Source organism: Cellulosimicrobium sp. PMB13, assembly GCF_051294865.1.
Classification (GTDB): Bacteria; Actinomycetota; Actinomycetes; order Actinomycetales; family Cellulomonadaceae; genus Cellulosimicrobium.
The window spans coordinates 3,837,075-3,858,836 of the sequence record NZ_CP145910.1 but is presented as its reverse complement, the minus strand read 5'-3'; the positions used below and the strand labels follow the sequence as shown (position 1 = coordinate 3,858,836).

17 protein-coding genes are annotated in these 21,762 nt (G+C 72.3%); 10 read left to right on the top strand and 7 right to left on the bottom strand.

All coding sequences use genetic code 11. The features are described from left to right. From aceB to V5D56_RS17370, 3 genes are all read left to right on the top strand, one after another. The gene (aceB, locus tag V5D56_RS17380) at positions 1 to 1,653 is read left to right on the top strand and encodes a malate synthase A (RefSeq protein WP_435736528.1); all 1,653 of its coding nucleotides are present in this window, start codon (positions 1 to 3) and stop codon (positions 1,651 to 1,653) included. Next, entirely contained in the window at positions 1,653 to 2,966 is a 1,314-nt protein-coding gene (locus V5D56_RS17375; protein ID WP_435736527.1) for a DUF6986 family protein, read from the top strand. Before aceB ends, V5D56_RS17375 begins: the two co-directional genes overlap by 1 nt. An 87-nt stretch (positions 2,967 to 3,053) precedes the next feature. Next, positions 3,054 to 3,881: a bifunctional allantoicase/(S)-ureidoglycine aminohydrolase gene (locus V5D56_RS17370; protein WP_435736526.1), complete on the top strand. Its 828-nt coding sequence runs from the start codon at positions 3,054 to 3,056 to the stop codon at positions 3,879 to 3,881. A 79-nt stretch (positions 3,882 to 3,960) separates the two neighbouring features. Here V5D56_RS17370 and V5D56_RS17365 read toward each other — a convergent pair whose 3' ends face one another. Then, a complete protein-coding gene (locus V5D56_RS17365) occupies positions 3,961 to 6,141 on the bottom strand; it encodes a cellulose binding domain-containing protein (RefSeq protein ID WP_435736525.1) in 2,181 nt (726 codons plus the stop codon). Positions 6,142 to 6,478: 337 nt separating this feature from the next. Here V5D56_RS17365 and V5D56_RS17360 point away from each other — a divergent pair, with 337 nt between their 5' ends. The 4 genes from V5D56_RS17360 (at position 6,479) to allB (ending at position 11,564) form a co-directional block, all read left to right on the top strand. After that, a complete protein-coding gene (locus V5D56_RS17360; protein WP_435736524.1) occupies positions 6,479 to 7,294 on the top strand; it encodes a hydroxypyruvate isomerase family protein in 816 nt (271 codons plus the stop codon). Next, positions 7,270 to 8,256 carry a 2-hydroxy-3-oxopropionate reductase gene (locus V5D56_RS17355; RefSeq protein ID WP_435736523.1) on the top strand — a complete coding sequence of 329 codons (987 nt, stop codon included), beginning with the start codon at positions 7,270 to 7,272 and terminating at the stop codon, positions 8,254 to 8,256. The genes V5D56_RS17360 and V5D56_RS17355 overlap by 25 nt, the downstream gene beginning before the upstream one ends. Before the next feature lie 108 nt (positions 8,257 to 8,364). Continuing rightward, positions 8,365 to 10,152 carry a glyoxylate carboligase gene (gcl, locus tag V5D56_RS17350; RefSeq protein ID WP_435736522.1) on the top strand — a complete coding sequence of 596 codons (1,788 nt, stop codon included), beginning with the start codon at positions 8,365 to 8,367 and terminating at the stop codon, positions 10,150 to 10,152. Positions 10,153 to 10,184: 32 nt separating this feature from the next. Then, positions 10,185 to 11,564, top strand: coding sequence for an allantoinase AllB (allB, locus tag V5D56_RS17345; protein WP_435736521.1), 1,380 nt, complete (start codon positions 10,185 to 10,187; stop codon positions 11,562 to 11,564). Between the two features lie 82 nt (positions 11,565 to 11,646). Here the strand turns inward: allB and V5D56_RS17340 are convergent, their stop codons facing one another. The 3 genes from V5D56_RS17340 to V5D56_RS17330 all read right to left on the bottom strand — a co-directional run bounded on the left by V5D56_RS17340 (position 11,647) and on the right by V5D56_RS17330 (position 14,026). After that, positions 11,647 to 12,135 (bottom strand): SRPBCC family protein, encoded by a 489-nt coding sequence (locus V5D56_RS17340; protein WP_435736520.1) that lies wholly within the window; start codon positions 12,133 to 12,135, stop codon positions 11,647 to 11,649. Then, positions 12,132 to 12,500: an ArsR/SmtB family transcription factor gene (locus V5D56_RS17335; RefSeq protein WP_435736519.1), complete on the bottom strand. Its 369-nt coding sequence runs from the start codon at positions 12,498 to 12,500 to the stop codon at positions 12,132 to 12,134. The genes V5D56_RS17340 and V5D56_RS17335 overlap by 4 nt, the downstream gene beginning before the upstream one ends. A gap of 122 nt (positions 12,501 to 12,622) precedes the next feature. Further along, on the bottom strand, positions 12,623 to 14,026 hold the full coding sequence (locus V5D56_RS17330) for a cryptochrome/photolyase family protein (RefSeq protein ID WP_435736518.1): 1,404 nt from the start codon (positions 14,024 to 14,026) through the stop codon (positions 12,623 to 12,625). 52 nt (positions 14,027 to 14,078) lie between these two features. Between V5D56_RS17330 and V5D56_RS17325 the strand changes: the two genes are divergently transcribed. Further along, positions 14,079 to 15,731 (top strand): peptide MFS transporter, encoded by a 1,653-nt coding sequence (locus V5D56_RS17325; RefSeq protein ID WP_435736517.1) that lies wholly within the window; start codon positions 14,079 to 14,081, stop codon positions 15,729 to 15,731. A 3-nt stretch (positions 15,732 to 15,734) separates the two neighbouring features. Here V5D56_RS17325 and V5D56_RS17320 read toward each other — a convergent pair whose 3' ends face one another. Both V5D56_RS17320 and V5D56_RS17315 read right to left on the bottom strand, forming a co-directional pair. Then, positions 15,735 to 16,268: a GNAT family N-acetyltransferase gene (locus V5D56_RS17320; protein ID WP_435736516.1), complete on the bottom strand. Its 534-nt coding sequence runs from the start codon at positions 16,266 to 16,268 to the stop codon at positions 15,735 to 15,737. Between the two features lie 56 nt (positions 16,269 to 16,324). Continuing rightward, positions 16,325 to 16,951 carry a DoxX family protein gene (locus V5D56_RS17315; protein ID WP_435736515.1) on the bottom strand — a complete coding sequence of 209 codons (627 nt, stop codon included), beginning with the start codon at positions 16,949 to 16,951 and terminating at the stop codon, positions 16,325 to 16,327. Positions 16,952 to 17,232: 281 nt separating this feature from the next. Here V5D56_RS17315 and ilvD (V5D56_RS17310) point away from each other — a divergent pair, with 281 nt between their 5' ends. Beyond that, positions 17,233 to 19,095: a dihydroxy-acid dehydratase gene (gene ilvD, locus V5D56_RS17310; protein WP_435736514.1), complete on the top strand. Its 1,863-nt coding sequence runs from the start codon at positions 17,233 to 17,235 to the stop codon at positions 19,093 to 19,095. An 18-nt stretch (positions 19,096 to 19,113) separates the two neighbouring features. Here ilvD (V5D56_RS17310) and V5D56_RS17305 read toward each other — a convergent pair whose 3' ends face one another. Next, entirely contained in the window at positions 19,114 to 19,872 is a 759-nt protein-coding gene (locus V5D56_RS17305) for a hypothetical protein (RefSeq protein WP_435736513.1), read from the bottom strand. A gap of 116 nt (positions 19,873 to 19,988) precedes the next feature. Between V5D56_RS17305 and ilvD (V5D56_RS17300) the strand changes: the two genes are divergently transcribed. Beyond that, the gene (ilvD, locus tag V5D56_RS17300) at positions 19,989 to 21,695 is read left to right on the top strand and encodes a dihydroxy-acid dehydratase (protein ID WP_435736512.1); all 1,707 of its coding nucleotides are present in this window, start codon (positions 19,989 to 19,991) and stop codon (positions 21,693 to 21,695) included. The last annotated feature ends 67 nt before the right edge of the window (positions 21,696 to 21,762 follow it).

The following is a 21,762-nucleotide window of genomic DNA, read 5'->3' as shown; positions in this document are numbered from 1 at the left end:
ATGACCACCACCACGGCCGTCTCCGTCCACGGACCCGCCGTCGAGCGGGCGGAGGAGATCCTCACGCCCGAGGCGCTCGCGTTCGTCGCCGACCTCCAGCGCCGGTTCGGCGCACGCCGCGACGAGCTCCTCGCGGCACGCACCGCGCGGCGCGAGGACGTCTCGCGCACCGGGCGGCTGGACTTCCTGCCCGAGACCGCGGACGTGCGCGCCGCGGACTGGACGGTCGCCGGCGCGCCGGCCGACCTCCTGGACCGTCGCGTCGAGATCACCGGCCCACCGACCCCGAAGATGGCGATCAACGCCCTGAACTCGGGGGCGAAGGTCTGGCTCGCGGACCTCGAGGACGCGTCCACGCCGCACTGGGCCAGCGTCGTCGGGGGCCAGGTCGCGCTCCACGACGCGACCCGGCGCACGCTCGCCTTCACGTCGCCCGAGGGCAAGCAGTACGCGCTGCGCCCCGAGACCGACGACGCCCCGCTCGCCGTGATGGTCGTCCGGCCGCGCGGCTGGCACTTCGACGAGGTGCACGTCCAGGTGGACGGCGCGCCCGCCGTCGGCGCGCTCGTCGACTTCGGGCTGCACTTCTTCCACAACGCGACGGAGCTCCTCGCCCGGGGGTCGGGCCCGTACTACTACCTGCCCAAGATGGAGTCGCACCTCGAGGCACGACTGTGGAACGACGTCTTCACGGTCGCGCAGGAGGCGCTCGGCGTCCCGCACGGGACGATCCGCGCGACGGTGCTCATCGAGACGATCCCCGCGGCCTTCGAGATGGACGAGATCCTCTACGAGCTGCGCGACCACGCGTCGGGTCTCAACGCCGGCCGCTGGGACTACCTGTTCTCCGTCATCAAGTACTTCCGCGACTCGGGGTCGTCGTTCACGCTGCCCGACCGCGGCGCGATCACCATGACGGCGCCGTTCATGCGCGCGTACACCGAGCTGCTCGTCTCGACGTGCCATCGGCGCGGCGCGTTCGCGATGGGCGGCATGGCGGCCGTCATCCCGAACCGTCGCGAGCCCGAGGTCACCGCGCAGGCGTTCGACAAGGTGCGAGCGGACAAGAAGCGCGAGGCGGGCGACGGCTTCGACGGCTCGTGGGTCGCGCACCCGGACCTCGTGCCGGTCTGCCGCGAGGTGTTCGACGACGTGCTCGGCGACCGCCCGAACCAGCTCGACCGGCAGCGGCCCGACGTCCACGTGACGGCGGACCAGCTCCTCGACGTGTCGTCCGCGCAGGGCGACATCACCGAGACCGGGCTGCGCAACAACCTCTACGTGTCGGTCGCGTACGTCGCCGCGTGGCTCGCGGGTAACGGCGCCGCCGCGATCCACAACCTCATGGAGGACGCCGCCACGGCCGAGATCTCGCGGTCGCAGGTGTGGCAGTGGGTGCGCTCGGGGGCGACGTTCACCGCCGGCGAGGGCGCCGGGACGACGATCACGGCCGACCTCGTCCGCACGCTCCTGGGCGAGGAGACCGCCCGCCTGCGGGCCGACGTCGGGCCCGAGGCCTACGACGCCGGCCCCTACGAGCAGGCCCGGACCCTCGTCGAGGGCATCGCCCTGGACGACCACTACGTCGACTTCCTCACGCTGCCCGCGTACGACGCGGTCGTCGCGGCGGAGTCGTCGGACGAGGCGTCCTGATGCCCGCCGGGTTCTCCGAGCGCGACGTCGAGGCCCTGCACGCGACGCTCGACGGCCTGCTGGGGTCCTGGGACGCGGAGCTCGAGGCGCGCTACCCGGGTGACGACGGGTCCCGGCAGCCCGTCCACACGGTGTACGTCCCCGGTCATCGGTACACCGCCGGTCTGGCGGGCGAGTGGGCCGCCCAGGCCCGCGCGGTCGTCGAGTCCGCGGGCGGCGTGCGTCGTCTCGTCGACGTGCTCGGGATCGACGACCCGGTGCTCGCCGCCGCGGTCACCGAGCGCGTGTCGGCCAAGCTCGCCGTGGAGGCGATCGAGGACCTGCGCATCGACTTCGAGGACGGGTTCGGCGACCGGGGCGACGCCGCCGAGGACGCCGCGGTGGTCGCCGCCGCAAGGGCCCTCGCCGGGTCGGAGGTCCACGGCACCTCGACGCCGTTCAGCGGCATCCGCATCAAGTGCCTCGAGGCGGCGACGCGCCGTCGCGGGGTGCGCACGGCGGCCCTGTTCGTCGCCGAGCTGGTGGCCGAGCGCGCCGCGCGCGGGCTCGTGGGGTTGCCCGAGGGGTTCGTCGTCACGCTCGCCAAGGTGACGTCGCCCGAGCAGGTCGTCGCGATGGCGCGCGTGTGCGAGCGGGTCGAGGAAGCGAACGGGCTCGAGCCGGGGAGCCTACGGTTCGAGGTCCAGGTCGAGACGCCGCAGGCGATCCTCGCGGCCGACGGCACCGCCGCGGTCGCGCGCCTCGTGCACGCGGCCCCGGGCCGGGTCACGAGCCTGCACTACGGCACGTACGACTACTCGGCGTCGCTCGGGATCGCGGCCGCGTACCAGTCGATGGAGCACCCGGCGGCCGACCACGCCAAGCAGGTCATGCAGCTCGCGGTCGCGGGCACGGGCGTACGCCTGTCGGACGGCTCGACGAACGTGCTGCCCGTCGGCGACGCCGACGCCGTCGACGCCGCGTGGCGCCTGCACGGTCGGCTCGTGCGACGCTCGCTCGAGCGCGGCTACTACCAGGGCTGGGACCTGCACCCCGCACAGCTCCCGAGCCGGTTCGCCGCGACCTACGCGTTCTACCGGGAGGGTGCCGCCGCGGCGCTCTCGCGCCTCGCGGCCTACGTGGGCTTCGTGCCCGACGCCGGTGGCGTGCTCGACGAGCCGGCCACCGCCAAGGCGATGGCCTGGTTCCTCGGCCGCGGCGTCGACTGCGGCGCGCTCACGGAGGAGGAGGTCCGGACCGCGACCGGTCTGGACCGGGACGGCCTGGACCGCGTGCGCGTCACGGGCCACGCCCCGTCGCCGGTGGCAGGCTGACGCCCGGCCTCCCGTCGTCACCCCGGTAGCCCCGGGTTCCCGCACCCTGCGGCCGGCCCTGCCGGCCACGATCCCGAGGAGAGAGACATGACCCAGACCACCCGCTACTACACCCCGCAGGGTGGCCTGCCCGGCCAGACCGAGCTGCTCACCGACCGCGCCATCGTCACCGAGGCCTACACGGTGATCCCGCGCGGTGTGCTGCGCGACATCGTGACGAGCAAGCTCCCGGGCTGGGAGTCCACGCGGCTGTGGGTGCTCGCGCGGCCCATCGAGGGCTTCGCGACGACGTTCGCGCAGTACGTCATGGAGGTCGCGCCCGGCGGGGGTGCCGACCAGGGCGAGGACGAGGAGACGGTGCAGTCGGTCGTCTTCGTCACCGCGGGCACGCTCGTCCTGACGCTCGACGGCACCGAGCACGTGCTCGAGCCGGGTGGCTACGCCTACCTGGCGGCGGGGGAGCGGTGGGGGCTGCACAACCGGTCGGACGCCACGGCGTCGTTCCAGTGGGTGCGCAAGGTGTACGAGCCGATCGCCGGGCACCGGGCGACGTCGTTCGTCACGCGCGAGCAGGACGTCACGCCGCGCGAGATGCCCGACACCGACGGCGCCTGGGCGACGACGCGGTTCGTGGACCCCGAGGACCTCGCGCACGACATGCACGTCAACATCGTGACCTTCCAGCCCGGCGGGTCCATCCCGTTCGCGGAGACGCACATCATGGAGCACGGGCTCTACGTGCTCGAGGGCAAGGCCGTCTACCGCCTCAACGGGGACTGGGTCGAGGTCCAGGAGGGCGACTTCATGTGGCTGCGGGCGTTCTGCCCGCAGGCCTGCTACGCGGGCGGCCCGAAGCCGTTCCGGTACCTGCTCTACAAGGACGTCAACCGCCAGGTCCGGCTCGACCGCCGCTGAGGCGACGCGCTCGTCAGAGGCCGCCGGAGCCGCCGGAAGGACCGCCGCCGACGTGGCGGCGGCCCTCCCGGCAGTGGGATCAGGGTGTGTAGATCGTGGGCTGGGCGGGGAGCGTGAACGGCGCGCCCAGGAAGAAGCCTGTGTGAGGCGGCTGGTTGTAGGCCGTGTTCTGCCACGCGATCGCGACGCGGTAGGTCTGGTCGTGCAGCAGGGTCCACACGCGGGTGCTGGTCGCGGTCGGGGTGGCGTAGATGCGCAGCCCGGAGTTGTCGGTCTTCGCCCAGACGACCTCCTCGCGCCAGTCGCCGAACAGGTCGCCCGACAGGACGGGGGTGGACTTGGTGCCGTTGTTCGACCGCACCTCGGACCCGGTCAGCAGGCGGGTGTCGCCCCCGGTGCCGTACTTGGAGATCTGGGTGCCGTCGAGCAGCTCGCGCGAGGTGTCGCCGTCCCAGTAGGCCAGGAAGTTGGCCGAGCCGGGCTTGCGGCCGATGGTCTGGCCGGCGGTGTCGCGCATCTGGGAGTCGGCCGACGACCAGGACTCCGCGCCGGGGCTGCCGGGCCAGACGTCTGCGGAGACACCGCGCCCGTTGTCCCCGGCCGGGGGTGTGCTCCACAGGACCTGGCCCGTGCGGGCGTCGGCCATCCACGAGGCCGGCTTGCTGCCGTCCTCGTCGATTTTGTAGTACTCCAGCCCCGGTCGGCTCGGGATCAGGTCGCCGACATGCCCGGCGTCGCCGTGCCCGTGCCGGGTGTTCCACAGGCCCCGACCGTTGTCGTCGATGGCGGCCGCGCCGTACAGGATCTCCTGGCGGCCGTCCTGATCGACGTCGGCCACGGACAGGGAGTGGTTGCCCTGTCCGGCATAGGTGCCGTTGCCCGAGTCGTTGGAGTCGAAGGTCCAGCGGCGGGTCAGCTGACCGTCGCGGTAGTCCCAGGCGACCACGACGGCGCGGGTGTAGTAGCCGCGGGCCATGATGATCGAGGGCCGTGAGCCGTCCAGGTAGGCGGTGCCGGCGAGGAACCGGTCGACCCGGTTGCCGTAGCTGTCGCCCCAGCTCGAGACGGTGCCGCGGGCGGGCAGGTAGCTGGTCGTCGCGCCGATCGCGCCGGTATGCCCGGTGAAGACGGTGAAGTACTCCGGCCCGGACAGGATGTAGCCGCCGGAGTTGCGGTGGTCGGCGTTCGCGTCGCCGATGACCTGACCGGTGCCCGAGCGGGTGCCGTCGGCGGTCTTCATCGCGACCTCGGCCCTGCCGTCGCCGTCGTAGTCGTAGACCTGGAACTGGGTGTAGTGGGCGCCGGCGCGGATGTTGCGGCCCAGGTCGATGCGCCACATGCGGGTGCCGTCGAGCTCGTAGGCGTCGATGAGCACGTTGCCCGTGACGCCGGACTGGGAGTTGTCCTTCGCGTCGGTCGGGTCCCACTTCAGGACGATCTCGAGCTGGCCGTCGCCGTCCAGGTCCCCGACGCTGCCGTCGTTGGCGACGTGCTGGGCGCTGGGCCGTTGGATGGGTACGTCGAGGTAGCCGTCGCCGAACGTCAACGATGCCGGCGAGGCCGCCTGCTCGGAGCCGTTCACCACGGCGCGGACCGTGTATCGGGCCCCTGCGGGCGCCCCGCGGTCCAGGTAGTTCGTGGAGCTCGTGATCGGCCCGGCGACCTTCGTGCCGTCGCGGTACACGGTGAACCCGGTGCTCGCCGCCTCGGTGCCCAGCAGCCGCCACTGCACCAGGTTGTCGCTGCCCGACCGCACGCTGATGAGACCGCGATCCAGGTCTTCGGCCTGCCACGACCCCGCGGGCGGGTCGACGGGCGGGTCGACGGGCGGGTCGACGGGCGGGTCGACGGGGCTGCCGGTGCAGGTCGTGCCGTTCAGGGCGAAGGCGGTCGGGGCGGGGTTGGTGCCCGTCCAGCCGCCGGTGAAACCGAACGACGTGCTCGCGCCCGTCGCGAGGCGTGCGTTGTAGGCGACGTTCTTCGCGGTCACCTGCGCGCCGCTCTGCGTCGCTGTGGTGTTCCACGCCTGCGTGACGGTCTGGCCGGCGCCGAACGACCAGGTGAGGGACCAGTCGTCGACGGCGTCCCCGAGGTTGGTGATCGTGACCTCGGCGCCGAAACCGCCGCCCCACTGGTTGGTGACCGCGTAGTCGACGCGGCAGCCCGCCGCGGCGGTCGCGGGTTGTGCGACCGCTACGCCGACGCCGGTGGCCATGACGGCCGCCATGAGCAGGGGGATGGTTCTCCGGGGGTGGGACATGACGCTCCTCCAGCAGTACGGCGGCCGACTCCGGCGTCGGCCGGGCTCGGGAGCGAGCCTGTCGCGACGGTAGGAGAGACGGGCCGGTCGGGACCACGAGTGAATCGTTTAACGGGAAGACGCTTACCCGGTCGGAGCGCGCGGCGCCTCCGTGCTCCGCGACGACCATGTCGTCGGCGAGCGCGAGCGCTGGCGGCGTCCAGCAGGCGGGCGAGGAAGCGACTTCTTGACGCCACGTCCTCGCCGTGGCTAAACTTCCATGTAGCAGAAGACAAGTTCCGCAGAATGGAAGTCGCAGAGTGGCGGCGCCGCGGGACCCGACACCCGGGAGACGACGATGACGAACGCGACCGACGACCCGACGTACACCGTCAACTGCTCGATCCTGCTCACCGACCTGCCGCTCCTCGAGCGACCGGCGGCCGCCGCCGCGGCGGGCTTCCGCGGCATCGAGCTGTGGTGGCCGTTCGCGACGCCGACGCCGTCGCGCGACGAGGTCGACACCCTGGTCGGCGCGATCGAGGCGGCCGGCGTCCAGCTCACCGGACTCAACTTCGACGCCGGGAACATGCCCGGCGGCGACCGCGGCCTCGTGTCGTGGCCGGCACGCTCGGCGGACCTGCGCGCGAACCTCGACGTCGTCACCGCGATCGGTGAGCGCACGGGCTGCCGTGCCTTCAACGCGCTCTACGGCAACCGCCAGGACGGCGTCTCGCCCGAGGAGCAGGACGAGCTGGGCGCGGAGAACCTCGCGCTCGCGGCGCGTGCCGTCGCGCGGATCGGCGGCACGGTGCTCGTCGAGCCGGTGAGCGGCGCGCCCGCCTACCCGCTGAAGACCGCGGCGGACGCGGTGCGCGTCATCGACCGCGTGGCGACCGACCACGGCGAGACCAACCTCGGCCTGCTGTTCGACGTCTACCACCTGTCCGCCAACGGCGACGACGTGGACGCCGCCCTGTCGACCTACCGCGGCCGCGTCGCCCACGTGCAGATCGCCGACGCCCCCGGGCGCGGCGAGCCCGGCACGGGCGACCTGCCGATCGACCGCTGGACCAAGGACCTGCGCGCCGGCGGCTACGACGGCTGGATCGGTCTCGAGTACAAGACCGACGCCGCCGACCCGTTCGCGTGGCTGCCGATCGCCGAGCGCTGACGCCCTCCGCCGACCGCAGCGGCCCAGCGCGTCCGGCACCCACCGACCTTCCCGCACGCAAGGAGCACGACATGACGAAGCAGAGCATCGCCTTCATCGGCCTCGGCATCATGGGCAGCCCCATGGCCGTCCACCTCCAGGACGCCGGGCACCAGGTCGCGGGCTACAACCGCAGCCCCGAGAAGACCGCGCCGCTCGTCGCGGCGGGCGGCACCGCAGCCGGCTCGATCGCCGACGCCGTGAAGTCTGCCGACGTCGTCGCGATCATGGTCCCGGACTCGCCGGACGTCGAGCAGGTCCTCACCGGGGAGGGCGGAGTCCTCGACAACGCCCAGCCGGGCACGCTCGTCATCGACTTCTCGTCGATCCGGCCCGACGTGACCGTCCGCCTCGCCGAGGCCGCTCGCGAGCGCGGCCTGCGCTACCTCGACGCCCCGGTCTCCGGCGGCGAGGCGGGCGCGAAGAACGCAGCGCTGTCGATCATGGTCGGCGGTGAGGCGGCGGACTTCGAGGCCGCGCGCCCCGTCTTCGACGCCGTCGGCAAGACGGTCGTCCACGTCGGACCGACCGGCTCGGGCCAGACGGTGAAGGCCGCGAACCAGCTCATCGTCGCCGCGAACATCCAGGCGCTCGCCGAGGCGGTCGCGTTCCTCGAGGCCTACGGGGTCGATCTGCCCAGCGCTCTCGAGGTGCTCGGCGGCGGGCTCGCCGGCTCGAAGGTCCTCGACCAGAAGAAGCAGAACATGATCGACAAGTCCTTCACCCCGGGGTTCCGTATCGCGCTGCACCACAAGGACCTCGGGATCGTCACCGCGGCGGCCCGCGAGCAGGGCGTCGTCGTGCCGCTCGGCGCGCTCGTCGCGCAGCTCATGGGGTCGGCCCTCGCCAACGGCGACGGCGACCTCGACCACTCGGGCCTGCTCCGGGGCGTCGAGCGCCTCTCCGGGCGCCTCGACTCCTGACCCACACCGCTGAGTGCTGGGTATTTGTCGTCCAGATCGTCACGGGACGACAAATACCCAGCACTCAACGGAACCGACGACGAAGTCACCTCCAGCAAGGAGAGAACCATGCCTCGTATGCGCGCGGTCGACGCCGCCGTGGCCATCCTCGAGATCGAGGGCGCCACGCAGGCCTTCGGCCTTCCCGGTGCCGCGATCAACCCCTTCTACTCGGCGATGCAGCGCCACGGCGGGATCCGCCACGTCCTCGCCCGGCACGTGGAAGGCGCCTCGCACATGGCCGACGGCTACTCCCGCGCGCGGGAGGGCAACATCGGCATCTGCATCGGGACGTCGGGGCCCGCGGGCACCGACATGATCACCGGCCTCTACGCCGCGTGGGCCGACTCCGTGCCGATCCTGTGCATCACGGGCCAGGCGCCCGTCGCGAAGCTCGACAAGGAGGACTTCCAGGCGGTCGACATCGCGAGCATCGCGAAGCCCGTGACGAAGCTCGCCAAGACCGTCCTCGAGGCGGGCCAGGTGCCGCAGGTCTTCCAGCAGGCGTTCCAGACCATGCGCTCGGGCCGACCCGGTCCCGTGCTCATCGACCTGCCGATCGACGTGCAGCTCACCGAGATCGAGTTCGACCCGGCTACGTACGAGCCGCTCCCGGTGAACAAGCCCGCCGCGACGCGGGCCCAGGCCGAGCGCGCGATCGACCTGCTGCTCGCGGCCGAGCGCCCCGTGCTCATCGCGGGCGGCGGCATCGTCAACGCCGGCGGCGAGACGCTGCTCGTCGAGCTCGCCGAGACCCTGGGCGTCCCCGTGATCCCGACCCTCATGGGCTGGGGCGTCATCGGCGACGACCACCCTCTCGCCGCGGGGATGGCCGGGCTCCAGACGTCGCAGCGCTACGGCAATGCGAACCTGCTGGCGTCGGACTTCGTGCTCGGCATCGGCAACCGGTGGGCGAACCGCCACACCGGCGCGCTCGACGTCTACCGCGACGGCCGCACGTTCGTCCACGTCGACATCGAGCCGACGCAGATCGGTCGTGTGTTCGCCCCGGACTACGGCATCGTCTCCGACGCGAAGGCCGCGCTCGAGCTGTTCGTCGAGGTCGCGCGCGAGCGCACGGCCGCCGGCACGACGCGCGACTACTCCGCGTGGGTGGAGCAGGTCCAGCACAACAAGGCGACGCTGCAGCGCAAGACGCACTTCACCGAGATCCCGATCAAGCCGCAGCGCGTGTACGAGGAGATGAACAAGTCGTTCGGCCGCGACACCCGGTACGTCACGACGATCGGCCTCTCCCAGATCGCCGGCGCCCAGTTCCTCCACGTGTACGAGCCGCGGCACTGGATCAACGCGGGCCAGGCGGGCCCGCTGGGCTGGACCGGTCCCGCCGCGCTCGGCGTCGTGCAGGCGCTCGCCGACGACCCGGCCGAGAAGGTCGTCGCACTCTCGGGCGACTACGACTTCCAGTTCATGATCGAAGAGCTCGCGGTCGGCGCGCAGTTCAACCTGCCGTACGTGCACGTCGTGGTGAACAACTCCTACCTGGGCCTGATCCGTCAGGCGCAGCGGGCGTTCGACATGGACTACCACGTGCAGCTCTCCTTCGAGAACATCAACTCCCCGGAGATCGGCGGCTACGGCGTCGACCACGTGAAGGTGGCCGAGGGTCTCGGCTGCAAGGCGATCCGCGTCACCGACCCGGACGAGCTCGGCGAGGCGTTCGCCAAGGCGCAGGGTCTCGCGGAGGAGTACAAGGTGCCGGTGGTCGTCGAGGTCATCCTCGAGCGCGTGACCAACATCGCCATGGGGGCGGCGGGGATCGACGCCGTGAACGAGTTCGAGGCGCTCGCGATCTCCGCGGACGACGCGCCGACGGCGTCGGCCCTGCTCGACTGAGCGACGAACCACGAGTGAGGGAGAGTGGTGCGATGAGCACGGGTGGAGAGACCGGCAGGGGAGCGACGGCGGCCGAACGCCTCCCGGACCTCGTCGTGCGCGGCGAGCGTGTGCTCGTCGCGTCGGGCGAGCAGCCGCGCGAGGTGGCCGTGACCGACGGCGTCATCACGGCGATCGAGCCGCTCGGCGTCGGGCTGGAAGGGCGCCGGGTCGTCGAGCTCGCCGCCGACCAGGTGCTGATCCCCGGGCTCGTCGACACCCACGTGCACGTCAACGAGCCGGGCCGCACCGAGTGGGAGGGCTTCGCGTCCGCGACGCGTGCCGCTGCCGCGGGCGGGGTGACGACCATCGTCGACATGCCGCTCAACTCGATCCCGCCGACGGTCGACGTGGCGGCGCTCGAGCTCAAGCAGAAGGTCGCGCACGACCAGGCGTTCGTCGACGTCGGGTTCTGGGGCGGCGCGGTGCCTGGGAACGGCGCCGAGCTGCGTCCGCTGTGGGACGCCGGCGTCTTCGGCTTCAAGTGCTTCCTGCTGCACTCGGGCGTCGAGGAGTTCGGCTACCTCGAGCCCGACGAGCTCGAGGAGGACCTTCGGGTCCTCGCCGACTTCGACGGTCTCATGCTCGTGCACGCCGAGGACTCCCGGGCGATCGACCGCGCGCCCAAGCCCCACGGCGACCACTACGACGTCTTCCTCGCCTCGCGCCCGCGCGGCGCCGAGAACGTCGCGATCGCCGCGGTGATCGAGGCGGCACGCTGGACCGGTGCCCGGGCGCACGTGCTGCACCTGTCGAGCTCGGACGCGCTGCCGATGATCCGCAGCGCGAAGCGCGAGGGCGTGCGCCTCACGGTCGAGACGTGCCCGCACTACCTGGCGCTCGCGGCCGAGGAGATCCCGGACGGCGCGACCCAGTTCAAGTGCTGCCCGCCCATCCGGGAGATCGACAACCGGGAGCTGCTCTGGGAAGGCCTGCTCGACGGGACGATCGACTGCATCGTGTCCGACCACTCGCCGAGCACGCCGGACCTCAAGGAGCTCGACACGGGGGACTTCGGGACGGCGTGGGGCGGGGTCTCGTCGCTCCAGCTCGGGCTCGCGATCGTCTGGACCGAGGCGCGGACGCGCGGCATCCCCTTCGCGAGGGTCGTCGAGTGGATGTCGGCACGACCGGCCGGCATCGCCGGGCTGCGGCGCAAGGGCGAGATCGCCCTCGGCCGGGACGGGGACCTCGCGGTCGTCGAGCCGGACACCGCGTTCGTCGTCGACCCGACGCGCCTGCACCACAAGAACCCCATCACGCCGTACGCGGACCGCGCGCTGTCGGGCGCCGTCGTCGCGACGTACCTGCGGGGCGAGGAGATCACCTTCGACCGCCCGACCGGCCGGCTGCTGTCGCGCGGCGACGCCTGACGTTCGCGGAGGTGGGCCCGCAGTCCGCGAGGTAGAGCCCTGGTCACCGACCAGGGCTCTCTCTCGGCAGGGGGTCGGGCCGTCAGCCCTCGGCGAGGATCTCGTCGAGCTGCTCGTAGCCCTCGCGGATCCCGACCTCCATGCCGCTCGCGACGAAGCCGTCGCGTCCCTCGAACGAGTCGACGAGCGACGTCGCCGTGAGGCGGCAGCGACCGTCAGGGAGGTCCTCGAACTCGAGCCGGTCGAGCGAGACGCCGTCGGGGAAGCCTTCGTACGTGAACGTCTGGACGATCAGCTCGTTCGGGCGGACCTCGTGGACGCTGCCGAAGAAGGCGTACTCGTTCCCGTCGGGGTCGACCTGCACGTAGCGGTACGCACCGCCCGTGCGCAGGTCCCAGTGCTCGTTGCGCTGCGAGAGGTAGCGCGGGCCGTTCCAGCGCGCGAACACCTCGGGGTCGAGGTGGGCGCGGAAGACCTTCTCCGCGGGCGCGTCGAACTCGCGCACGATGCGGACGCTCGGGACGTCCTTCGGGACGATGATCTCGGTCTCGTGGGTGCCGGTGGTGGTCATGGTGCTTCTCCCGTCGTCGGGTCGTTCTCGGGCTCGGCCGGTCGGTCGGGCAGGTCGCGCAGGACGTCGTCGAGGCGGCGGTAACGGTCCTCGGCCTCACGCCGGTAGCGCTCGATCCACTTGGTCATGAGGTCGAAGACCTCCGCCTCGAGGTGCACGGGGGCGCGCCGGGCGTCCGTCGTGCGGGTCACCAGGCCGGAGTCCTCGAGCACCCGCAGGTGCTTGGACACCGCCTGGACGGACATGTCGTACGGCTGGGCCAGCTCGCCGACGCTGGCGTCGCCCGACGCGAGCCGGGCCACCATGTCGCGACGCGTGGGGTCGGCGAGCGCCGAGAACACGCGCGAGAGCGGGTCTGCCGTCACGGGACCTCCCTCGTCGGAGCGGGGAAGATCCGCTCGCTTCTCACCTGCTTGTCAACTGCCTGGTTGATGAAGACGCTACGCCCGCCCGAGGAGCATGTCAACCCCCTGGTTGATAAGCGGTGTCAGCGGCGACGACCGCGCTCGAAGTCGTCGAGCGACACCTTCCGCTCCTCGGCATGGTCGACGATCCGCTCCGGGTACCCCGGCGGCAGCTCCGCCAGCTTCCACGGCTCGTGCACCGCGCGGCCCTCGACGCCGCGCAGCTCCGGCACCCAGCGCCGCACGTACGTCCCGTCCGGGTCGAACGTCCTCGACTGCGTCACCGGGTTGAAGATGCGGAAGTAGGGCGCCGCGTCGCGCCCCGTGCCGGCGACCCACTGCCAGTTGAGCTGGTTCTGCGACACGTCGCCGTCGGCCAGGTGCGCCATGAAATGGGCCGCGCCGCGCTGCCAGCGCACGTGCAGGTCCTTGACGAGGAACGACGCGACGACCATCCGCACACGGTTGTGCATCCAGCCCTCGCCGAGGAGCTGGCGCATCCCTGCGTCGACCAGGGGATAGCCGGTCCGGCCAGCGGCCCACGCCGCCAGGAACCGGTCCTCCTCCGCGCCCGTCGCCCACGCGTCGTCGGGCACGACGTCCCGCAGCGACCGGTGCGCCGCCCCCGGCTGGTGGAACAGGACGTCGGCGTGGAACTCGCGCCAGGCGAGCTCGGAGCGGTAGGCGAGGGCGTCGTCGGAGAGGTCGACGCCGTCGTCGCGAGCCTCGTGCACAGCGTCGCGCAGGTCGGCGAGCAGCGTGCGCGGGTGCAGCTCGCCCCACTTGAGCGGGATCGACATGCCCGACGTCGCGGGCCGGTCCGGGCGGTCCCGCTCGCGCGCGTAGCCGGCGAGGTGGTCCTCGAGGAACGCGTGCCAGCGGTGGCGCGCCGCGGCCTCGCCCGCCGGCGGCAGGTCGGCGTCCGTGCCGGGATCGGCCGGCAGGCCGTCCGATCGCAGCTTCGCCCACGGAACCCCGCGCGGTGCCGCGACGGGGTCGCGCCAGCCGTGCTCGACCCACGCGTCGCGGAACGGCGTGAACACCTGGAACGGGCTGCCCTGCCGGGTCAGTACCCGGCCGGGCGCCACGGCGTACGGCGAGCCGGTGCGCACGAGGCGCGCCCCGACGTCGGGCAGGGCGGCCTCGACGGCCGCGTCACGGGCCATCCCGTACGGCTCGAACGACGCTGCGACGTGCACCTGTGCGGCCTCCACCTCGCGCGCGACCGCCGGGACGACGACGCGCGGGTCGCCGCGGCGCACGACGAGCCGGCCGCCGGTCGCCCGGTCGAGCGCGGCCAGGCTACGGGCGAGATAGGACAGCCGCGGGCTGCCGGCGACGTCCCAGAGCCGAGGGTCGAGGACATAGAGGGCGACGACCTCGCCGTCCTCCCTGCGGGCGGCGTCGACGGCCGCGACGAGGGCGGGGTTGTCGGCCAGGCGAAGGTCGCGGCGGCACCACCAGATCGCGGGCGCTGTCGAGGGCATCACGTCACGCTAACGGTCGCCGCCCCGGCTCGCCGGTGGGAGCATCGCACTCATGGACAGGGGCGGTCGGCACGACGGGACGGACGGGCACGACGACGACCTCGCGCGCCGTGTCGAGCGCGAGGCCGTGACCGAGCCCGACCCGGGAGCGCCGCCCTTCGGCGCCGGGACGGCTGCCGGGGTCGGGGCGAGGGAGTCCGGCGTCGGGCCCGCGGCCGGGCACATCGAGGGCGACCACGCGTTCTTCGGGCAGCCGCGAGGCCTGGCGACCCTGTTCACCACCGAGCTGTGGGAGCGGTTCAGCTACTACGGGATGCGCGCCATCCTGCTCTTCTACCTCACGGACACGATCGCCGACGGCGGTCTCGGGCTCGACGAGACGACCGGCCTCGCGCTCGTGTCGATCTACGGGACGAGCGTCTACCTGCTGTCCGTCGTCGGGGGCTGGCTCGCCGACCGGGTCATCGGGTCGCGGCGGTCCGTGCTGTACGGCGGGATCATCATCGCGGCGGGGCACGTGAGCCTCACGGTCCCGGGCGTCGGGTTCTCGATGGTCGGGATCGCGCTCGTCGCGCTCGGCACCGGCCTGCTCAAGCCGAACGTCTCGTCGATGGTCGGTGAGCTGTACGCGCGCGACGACCCACGCCGCGACTCGGCGTTCTCGATCTTCTACATGGGCATCAACATCGGGTCGTTCGTCGCGCCGTTCCTCGTCGGCGCGGCGCGCGCCTGGGGCGGGTACCACGCCGGGTTCGCCGTCGCCGCGGTCGGCATGGCCGTCGCGCTCGTCTTCTTCGTCGCCGGCCGCCGCTACCTCGGCGAGGCGGGCGCCCACGTGCCGAACCCGGTCCGGCCGGAGGAGCGCGCCAAGATCGCGCGGCTCTTCGCCGTCATCGCGGCGGGCGTGGTGGTCGTCGGGCTGGTCGCCGTCGCGGTCTCCGGCGGGTTCGGCATCTCGACGTTCATCGACACGATGTCCTACCTCGCGTTCCTCGCGCCGATCGCGTACTTCGTCGTCATGTACCGCTCCCCGAAGGTCACCGACGCCGAACGGCCGCGCGTGATCGCCTACATCCCGCTGTTCGTCGCCGCGATGCTGTTCTGGATGATCTTCGAGCAGGCCGCGACGACCCTCTCGGCGTTCGCGAAGGACCGCACCGAGCTGAGCATCTTCGGCATCGGCATCAGCCCGGAGTTCTTCCAGTCGGTGAACCCGCTGTCGATCATCCTGCTCGCCCCGGTCTTCGCGTGGATCTGGCTGAGGACCGGGGACCGTCCGGCGACGGCGAACAAGTTCGCGATCGGGCTCACGCTGGCCTCCGTGTCGTTCCTGTTCCTCGCGGTCGCGTCGGCCGTCGTCGGGGACGCGAAGGCGCCGGCGTGGGTGCTCGTGCTCGTCTACGTCATCCAGACGCTCGGCGAGCTGTGCCTGTCGCCCGTCGGCCTCGCGGCGACGACGCTGCTCGCACCGCGGGCGTTCCGCTCGCAGGCCATGGCGCTGTGGTTCCTCGCGCCGGCGGCGGGACAGGCGATCACGGCGCAGGTCGTGCAGGTCACGGAGGGCGCGTCGGACACCGCGTACTTCGGGGCGATCGGCGCGGTGGCGCTCGTCTTCGCCCTCGCGCTCTTCGCCCTGGCGCCGTGGGTCACCCGGCACATCCGCCACGCCGACGAGCTGGAGGACGCGCACACCGCCGGCGCGTGACGGTCAGCGGCCGACGCCGTACGGCTCGACCGCGGGATCGTCGCCCGGCGTGGACCACCACTCGACCGGACCCCGCTCGTCGGACGTGGTGCGCGCCACGACGAGCCCGAGCTTGACCGCCACCCGCCGCGACGCGGTGTTGTCCGGCCTGATCGTCGCCCAGAGCCGCTGCCGTCCTGTCGCGAGCGCGGCGTCGCGCAGCACCGCCGCCGCCTCGGTCGCGTAGCCCTGGCCGCGCGCTTCGGGCAGCAGCTCCCACGCCAGCTCCGGCTCGTCGAACGACGCGCGTCCGACGATCACGGCGACGTCGCCGAGCGGCGGGGAGCCGTCGAGCGGGCGCAGCACGCGAGCGCCGATGCCGCGCGCCACGAGCTCGTCCATCGCGCGGATGCGCCGCAGCGTCTCCGATGCGTCGACGGGCGGTGCGTCGCGCGTCGCGAACAGCCGCTCGAGCCACGGGGCGTCGTCCTGTCGTTCCGGCGTGAGCACCGTGCGGGCCGTGCGCAGCTCGAGCGGGATCGGCGCGTAGGTCGACATGCCACCATCGTCGCGCGTCTGCGACCGTGCGCGGGCCGCCGACCCGCGACGCACGCTCAGCGGAGCCAGGGAGACCGGGTCACGACAGACAGCGCGGCCCAGCGGCGACCGACGCCCCAGGTGTCGCCCGCGAGGGTCGTGGCGAGCACGGCGAGGAGCAGGACCACGACGACGTGCTGGTCGACGACGGGGTTGTTGGACCCGGCGGCGACGGGCCACTGCGAGAGCCAGAGCATGACGAACAGGAGGCCACCGCACACCGCCGCCGCCCGGACCCCGATCCCGAGCAGGAGCGCCACGCCCGTACCGAGCATGCCCAGCATGAAGAGCCAGTCGGTCGCGGGGCCGGCCATCGACGCGAACGTGCCCGCGAGCGGGCCTTGGGCACCGTGCTCGAGGTAGCCCTGCGCCGGAGCACCCCCCGCGAGCCACGCGCCCTCCGCGGGGGTCGCGTACCCGAGGCCGAACAGCTTGTCGGCGAACGGCCACAGGAAGACGACGGCCGTCCCGAGACGGGCCAGGGCGAGCGCCCGCCGGGCTGACGCCCGGGTCACCACGGTCTCCTGGGTCACGACGGCGAGGGCCGGGTGCGGAGCCGGCGAACCGGGACGACGGACCGGCACCGCGGCGTCGGGCGCTTCTGCGGCGCGGTGCTGCGGTGCCCCGGTGGTGGACGTGTTCATACGAACCCCCTCGATCGTGACGGCCCGGCGCGGTGCGCGTCGGGCGGTGCGGCGGCGACGACCGACGAACGGGTGCCGCGCCGGACCACCGTGGCACCGGGTGGGGCCCGGTTCAACCCTTACGTAACGTTTAAGCGGGGATCCCTCAGGGGCAGGGATTCCCCGTACGTACCCTGCCGACCACGAGGCGGACGCCCCCCTCGCACGGTCCGTGAGAGGCGTAATGTGACCCGGCGGCCGGAGGATCGGTCGCGGCCCCCCGTCGAAGGAGCTGACCCGACATGAGCCGTCCCCTGCGCTCTCGGACGTCCACCCACGGTCGCAACATGTCCGGCGCCCGCGCCCTGTGGCGCGCGACCGGCATGGGTGCGGAGGACTTCGGGAAGCCGATCATCGCGATCGCGAACTCCTACACGCAGTTCGTCCCGGGCCACGTCCACCTCAAGGACATGGGCGACCTCGTCGCGTCGGCGATCCGCGAGGCGGGCGGCGTCTCCAAGGAGTTCAACACCATCGCGGTCGACGACGGCATCGCCATGGGCCACGCCGGGATGCTGTACTCGCTCCCGAGCCGTGACCTCATCGCCGACTCGGTCGAGTACATGGTCAACGCGCACTGCGCCGACGCGCTCGTGTGCATCTCCAACTGCGACAAGATCACGCCGGGCATGCTCAACGCCGCGCTGCGGCTCAACATCCCGGTGATCTTCGTGTCCGGCGGGCCGATGGAGGCCGGCAAGGCGATCGTCGCGGACGGCGTCGCGAAGACCCCGCTGAACCTCATCAACGCGATCAACTACTCGGCCGACGACAACGTGTCCGACGACGCGCTCGCCCAGGTCGAGGAGAACGCGTGCCCCACGTGCGGGTCGTGCTCGGGCATGTTCACCGCGAACTCGATGAACTGCCTCACCGAGGCGCTCGGCCTCTCGCTGCCCGGCAACGGCTCGACGCTCGCGACGCACGCCGCGCGCAAGGAGCTCTTCCTCGAGGCCGGCCGGACGATCGTCGACCTCGCGCGCCGCTACTACGACGACGAGGACGACTCCGTCGCGCCGCGCTCCATCGCCACCAAGGCGGCCTTCTCCAACGCGATGGCGCTCGACGTCGCGATGGGCGGCTCCACCAACACGGTGCTGCACATCCTCGCAGCGGCGCAGGAGGGGGAGATCGACTTCGACCTCACCGACATCGAGCGGATCAGCCGCCGGGTGCCGTGCCTGTCGAAGGTCGCGCCCAACCACCCGAGCTTCCACATGGAGGACGTCCACCGCGCCGGCGGCATCCCCGCGCTGCTCGGGGAGCTGGACCGCGGCGGCCTGCTCGACCACGACGTGACGTCCGTCCACACGCCGACCCTGCGCGCTTGGCTCGACGACTGGGACATCCGGGGCGGCAAGGCCACCGACCGTGCGCTCGAGCTGTTCCACGCGGCGCCGGGCGGTGTGCGGACCACGCAGGCGTTCTCCACGTCCAACCGCTGGGAGTCGCTCGACACGGACGCCGTGAACGGCTGCATCCACGACGTCGAGCACGCCTACACCGTCGAGGGCGGCCTCGCCGTGCTGCGCGGCAACCTCGCCGAGGACGGCGCCGTCTTCAAGACCGCGGGCGTCGACCCGGACGTCTTCCACTTCGTCGGGACGGCGCTCGTCTGCGAGTCGCAGGACGAGGCCGTCGAGAAGATCCTCACCAAGCAGGTCCAGCCCGGGCACGTCGTCGTCGTGCGGTACGAGGGCCCCGCGGGCGGGCCGGGCATGCAGGAGATGCTCTACCCGACGTCGTTCATCAAGGGCCGTGGTCTCGGCAAGGTCTGCGCGCTCATCACCGACGGCCGGTTCTCCGGCGGATCCAGCGGCATCTCCGTGGGCCACGTGTCGCCCGAGGCCGCCGCCGGGGGAGTGATCGGGCTCGTCGAGGACGGCGACGAGATCGAGATCGACGTCGACACGCGCCTCATCCGGCTCAACGTCCCCGACGAGGTGCTGGCCGAGCGCCGCGCCAAGATGGAGGCGCGCGAGAACCCGTGGCAGCCCGTCGACCGCGACCGGTACGTGTCGCCCGCGCTGCAGGCGTACGCCGCGATGGCGACGTCGGCGGACCGCGGTGCGGTGCGCGACGTGTCGCTCATCCGGCGTCGCTGACCCTCACGGACGCCGGCGTCACGGTCCGGCGAGCCGAGCCCGCTCGTCCACCAGCCGCTCCAGGAGCGCGTGGTCGTCGCGAAAGTCGGCGTACCCGGCCGATCCGTGCGTCCCGCGCAGAAGCTCGTGGGCGTAGCGGAGGACGCCGGAGCGGTATCGCGCGTCCCCGGCAAGGATCCGCTCGGCGACCTCGGGATGCGTGGCGAGCGAGCGGTCGACAGAGGCGACCAGGCCGTCGGGCGCGGGGAGAGCCGCGACCTCGCGCGCGACGGCCACCGCTTCCGGGCCGAACGTCCAGTACTGGCTCCACGGGGACGACGAGACGACGACTCGTGCCGGACGCGGAGGTGCGGGCCAGAGCTGGAGAAGATAGTGCTCGGTGACGTGCTCGTCGCCCGCACGCCACAGGTCGCTGCCGTCCTGTCCCGCGACGACGACGTACCGGACTCTGACGTCGATCGCGTGGGGCGCGGGAAGGCGCAGCTCGCCCTCCCCGCCCCAGCCGGTGGCAGCGGCCCCCTTGCCGAGATGAGCGGAGAGGTCGACGACGGCGTCCCACGTCGGGTCGAGTGACGGCTCCTCCTCGTGGAACGAGGCACGCACCGTGATCTCGCCCCACTGCCGTGCCGTGGTCAACGAGACGCCGTCCGGACCGGAGATCTCCGAGCCGGCCAGTCCCACGTCGATGTCCGTGGCCACGTGCCCGCCCTCGCCCGTCCACAGCTCGAACTGGCAGTAGTCGGCTCCCACCCGGCCCTCGACGACGCGCTCCACCATGAGCGCGACCCTAGCCGCCGGTACGGACGTCGTGAAGGTCCTGCCCGACCGCTGCTCGTGCTCGACACGGCCGGCCCCGGCGGGCCGCACGGCTCGTCGCTCTCTAGTCTGGACGCATGACGGACACCGACGGCGGACCCGACCTCAAGCCGCGCTCTCGCCAGGTCACGGACGGCCTGGAGGCGACGGCGTCGCGCGGGATGCTGCGCGCCGTCGGGATGGGCGACGAGGACTTCGCGAAGCCGCAGATCGGCATCGCGAGCTCGTGGAACGAGATCACGCCGTGCAACCTGTCGCTCGACCGGCTCGCGCAGGGTGCCAAGGAGGGCGTCCACGCGGGCGGTGGGTATCCGCTGCAGTTCGGGACGATCTCCGTCTCCGACGGCATCTCGATGGGCCACGAGGGGATGCACTTCTCGCTCGTGAGCCGCGACGTCATCGCGGACTCCGTCGAGACGGTCGTGCAGGCCGAGCGGCTCGACGGGACCGTGCTCCTCGCGGGGTGCGACAAGTCGCTGCCGGGGATGCTCATGGCCGCTGCCCGCCTCGACCTCGCGAGCGTGTTCCTCTACGCCGGGTCGATCATGCCCGGCTGGGTCAAGCTGTCCGACGGCACCGAGAAGGACGTCACCCTCATCGACGCGTTCGAGGCCGTCGGGGCGTGCGCGCGCGGTCTCATGAGCCGCGAGGACGTCGACCGCATCGAGCGCGCGATCTGCCCGGGCGAGGGTGCGTGCGGCGGCATGTACACGGCGAACACCATGGCGTCGGTCGCCGAGGCGATGGGCATGTCGCTGCCGGGCTCCGCGGCGCCGCCGTCGGCCGACCGGCGCCGGGACGCGTTCGCGCACCGGTCGGGCGAGGCCGTGGTCGAGCTGCTGCGTCGGGGGATCACCGCGCGCGACATCATGACGAAGGAGGCGTTCGAGAACGCGATCGCCGTCGTCATGGCGTTCGGCGGGTCGACCAACGCGGTGCTGCACCTGCTCGCCATCGCGCACGAGGCCGAGGTCGAGCTGACGCTCGCCGACTTCGACCGCGTCGCGGGCCGCGTGCCACACCTCGGTGACCTCAAGCCGTTCGGCCGGTACGTCATGAACGACGTCGACCGCATCGGGGGAGTGCCCGTCGTCATGAAGGCGCTGCTCGACGCCGGGCTCCTCCACGGCGACGCCCTCACGGTGACCGGTCGGACCGTGGCAGAGAACCTCGCGACCATCGCCCCGCCCGACCCCGACGGCAAGATCCTGCGCGCGCTCGACAACCCGATCCACCACACCGGCGGGATCACGATCCTGCACGGGTCGCTCGCGCCCGAGGGCGCCGTCGTGAAGTCCGCGGGGTTCGACGAGGACGTGTTCGAGGGGACGGCGCGCGTCTTCGAGCGGGAGCGTGCAGCGCTCGACGCGCTGGAGGACGGGACCATCACCGACGGCGACGTCGTGGTGATCCGGTACGAGGGCCCCAAGGGCGGTCCGGGGATGCGCGAGATGCTCGCCATCACGGGCGCGATCAAGGGCGCAGGGCTCGGCAAGACCGTCCTGCTCCTCACCGACGGGCGTTTCTCCGGCGGGACGACAGGACTGTGCGTGGGTCACGTCGCGCCCGAGGCCGTGGACGGCGGTCCGGTCGCCTTCGTCCGGGACGGCGACCGGATCCGGCTCGACGTCGCGAACAAGACGCTCGACCTGCTCGTGGACCCCGCGGAGCTCGAGGTGCGCCGCGACGGCTGGGTGCCGCTCCCGCCGACGTTCACGCGCGGCGTGCTCGCCAAGTACGCCAAGCTCGTCCAGTCCGCGTCGCGAGGAGCGATCCTCGAGTAGGACGCCGACCCTGCGCGGCACGGTCCGGCCCGGGCGGGACGAACGGGGGTCGCCGGTCGTGGTCGTG

Bases quoted from the DNA above. Each gene is read 5' to 3' on its own strand.
- V5D56_RS17375 (WP_435736527.1), top strand. From the start codon at position 1,653: ATGCCCGCCGGGTTCTCCGAGCGCGACGTCGAGGCCCTGCACGCGACG.
- V5D56_RS17320 (WP_435736516.1), bottom strand. From the start codon at position 16,268: ATGTCGACCTACGCGCCGATCCCGCTCGAGCTGCGCACGGCCCGCACG.
- ilvD (WP_435736512.1), top strand. From the start codon at position 19,989: ATGACGGACACCGACGGCGGACCCGACCTCAAGCCGCGCTCTCGCCAG.
- V5D56_RS17315 (WP_435736515.1), bottom strand. From the start codon at position 16,951: ATGAACACGTCCACCACCGGGGCACCGCAGCACCGCGCCGCAGAAGCG.
- V5D56_RS17330 (WP_435736518.1), bottom strand. From the start codon at position 14,026: ATGCCCTCGACAGCGCCCGCGATCTGGTGGTGCCGCCGCGACCTTCGC.
- V5D56_RS17305 (WP_435736513.1), bottom strand. From the start codon at position 19,872: ATGGTGGAGCGCGTCGTCGAGGGCCGGGTGGGAGCCGACTACTGCCAG.
- V5D56_RS17370 (WP_435736526.1), top strand. From the start codon at position 3,054: ATGACCCAGACCACCCGCTACTACACCCCGCAGGGTGGCCTGCCCGGC.
- V5D56_RS17360 (WP_435736524.1), top strand. From the start codon at position 6,479: ATGACGAACGCGACCGACGACCCGACGTACACCGTCAACTGCTCGATC.
- V5D56_RS17365 (WP_435736525.1), bottom strand. From the start codon at position 6,141: ATGTCCCACCCCCGGAGAACCATCCCCCTGCTCATGGCGGCCGTCATG.
- allB (WP_435736521.1), top strand. From the start codon at position 10,185: ATGAGCACGGGTGGAGAGACCGGCAGGGGAGCGACGGCGGCCGAACGC.
- aceB (WP_435736528.1), top strand. From the start codon at position 1: ATGACCACCACCACGGCCGTCTCCGTCCACGGACCCGCCGTCGAGCGG.
- gcl (WP_435736522.1), top strand. From the start codon at position 8,365: ATGCCTCGTATGCGCGCGGTCGACGCCGCCGTGGCCATCCTCGAGATC.
- ilvD (WP_435736514.1), top strand. From the start codon at position 17,233: ATGAGCCGTCCCCTGCGCTCTCGGACGTCCACCCACGGTCGCAACATG.
- V5D56_RS17325 (WP_435736517.1), top strand. From the start codon at position 14,079: ATGGACAGGGGCGGTCGGCACGACGGGACGGACGGGCACGACGACGAC.
- V5D56_RS17340 (WP_435736520.1), bottom strand. From the start codon at position 12,135: ATGACCACCACCGGCACCCACGAGACCGAGATCATCGTCCCGAAGGAC.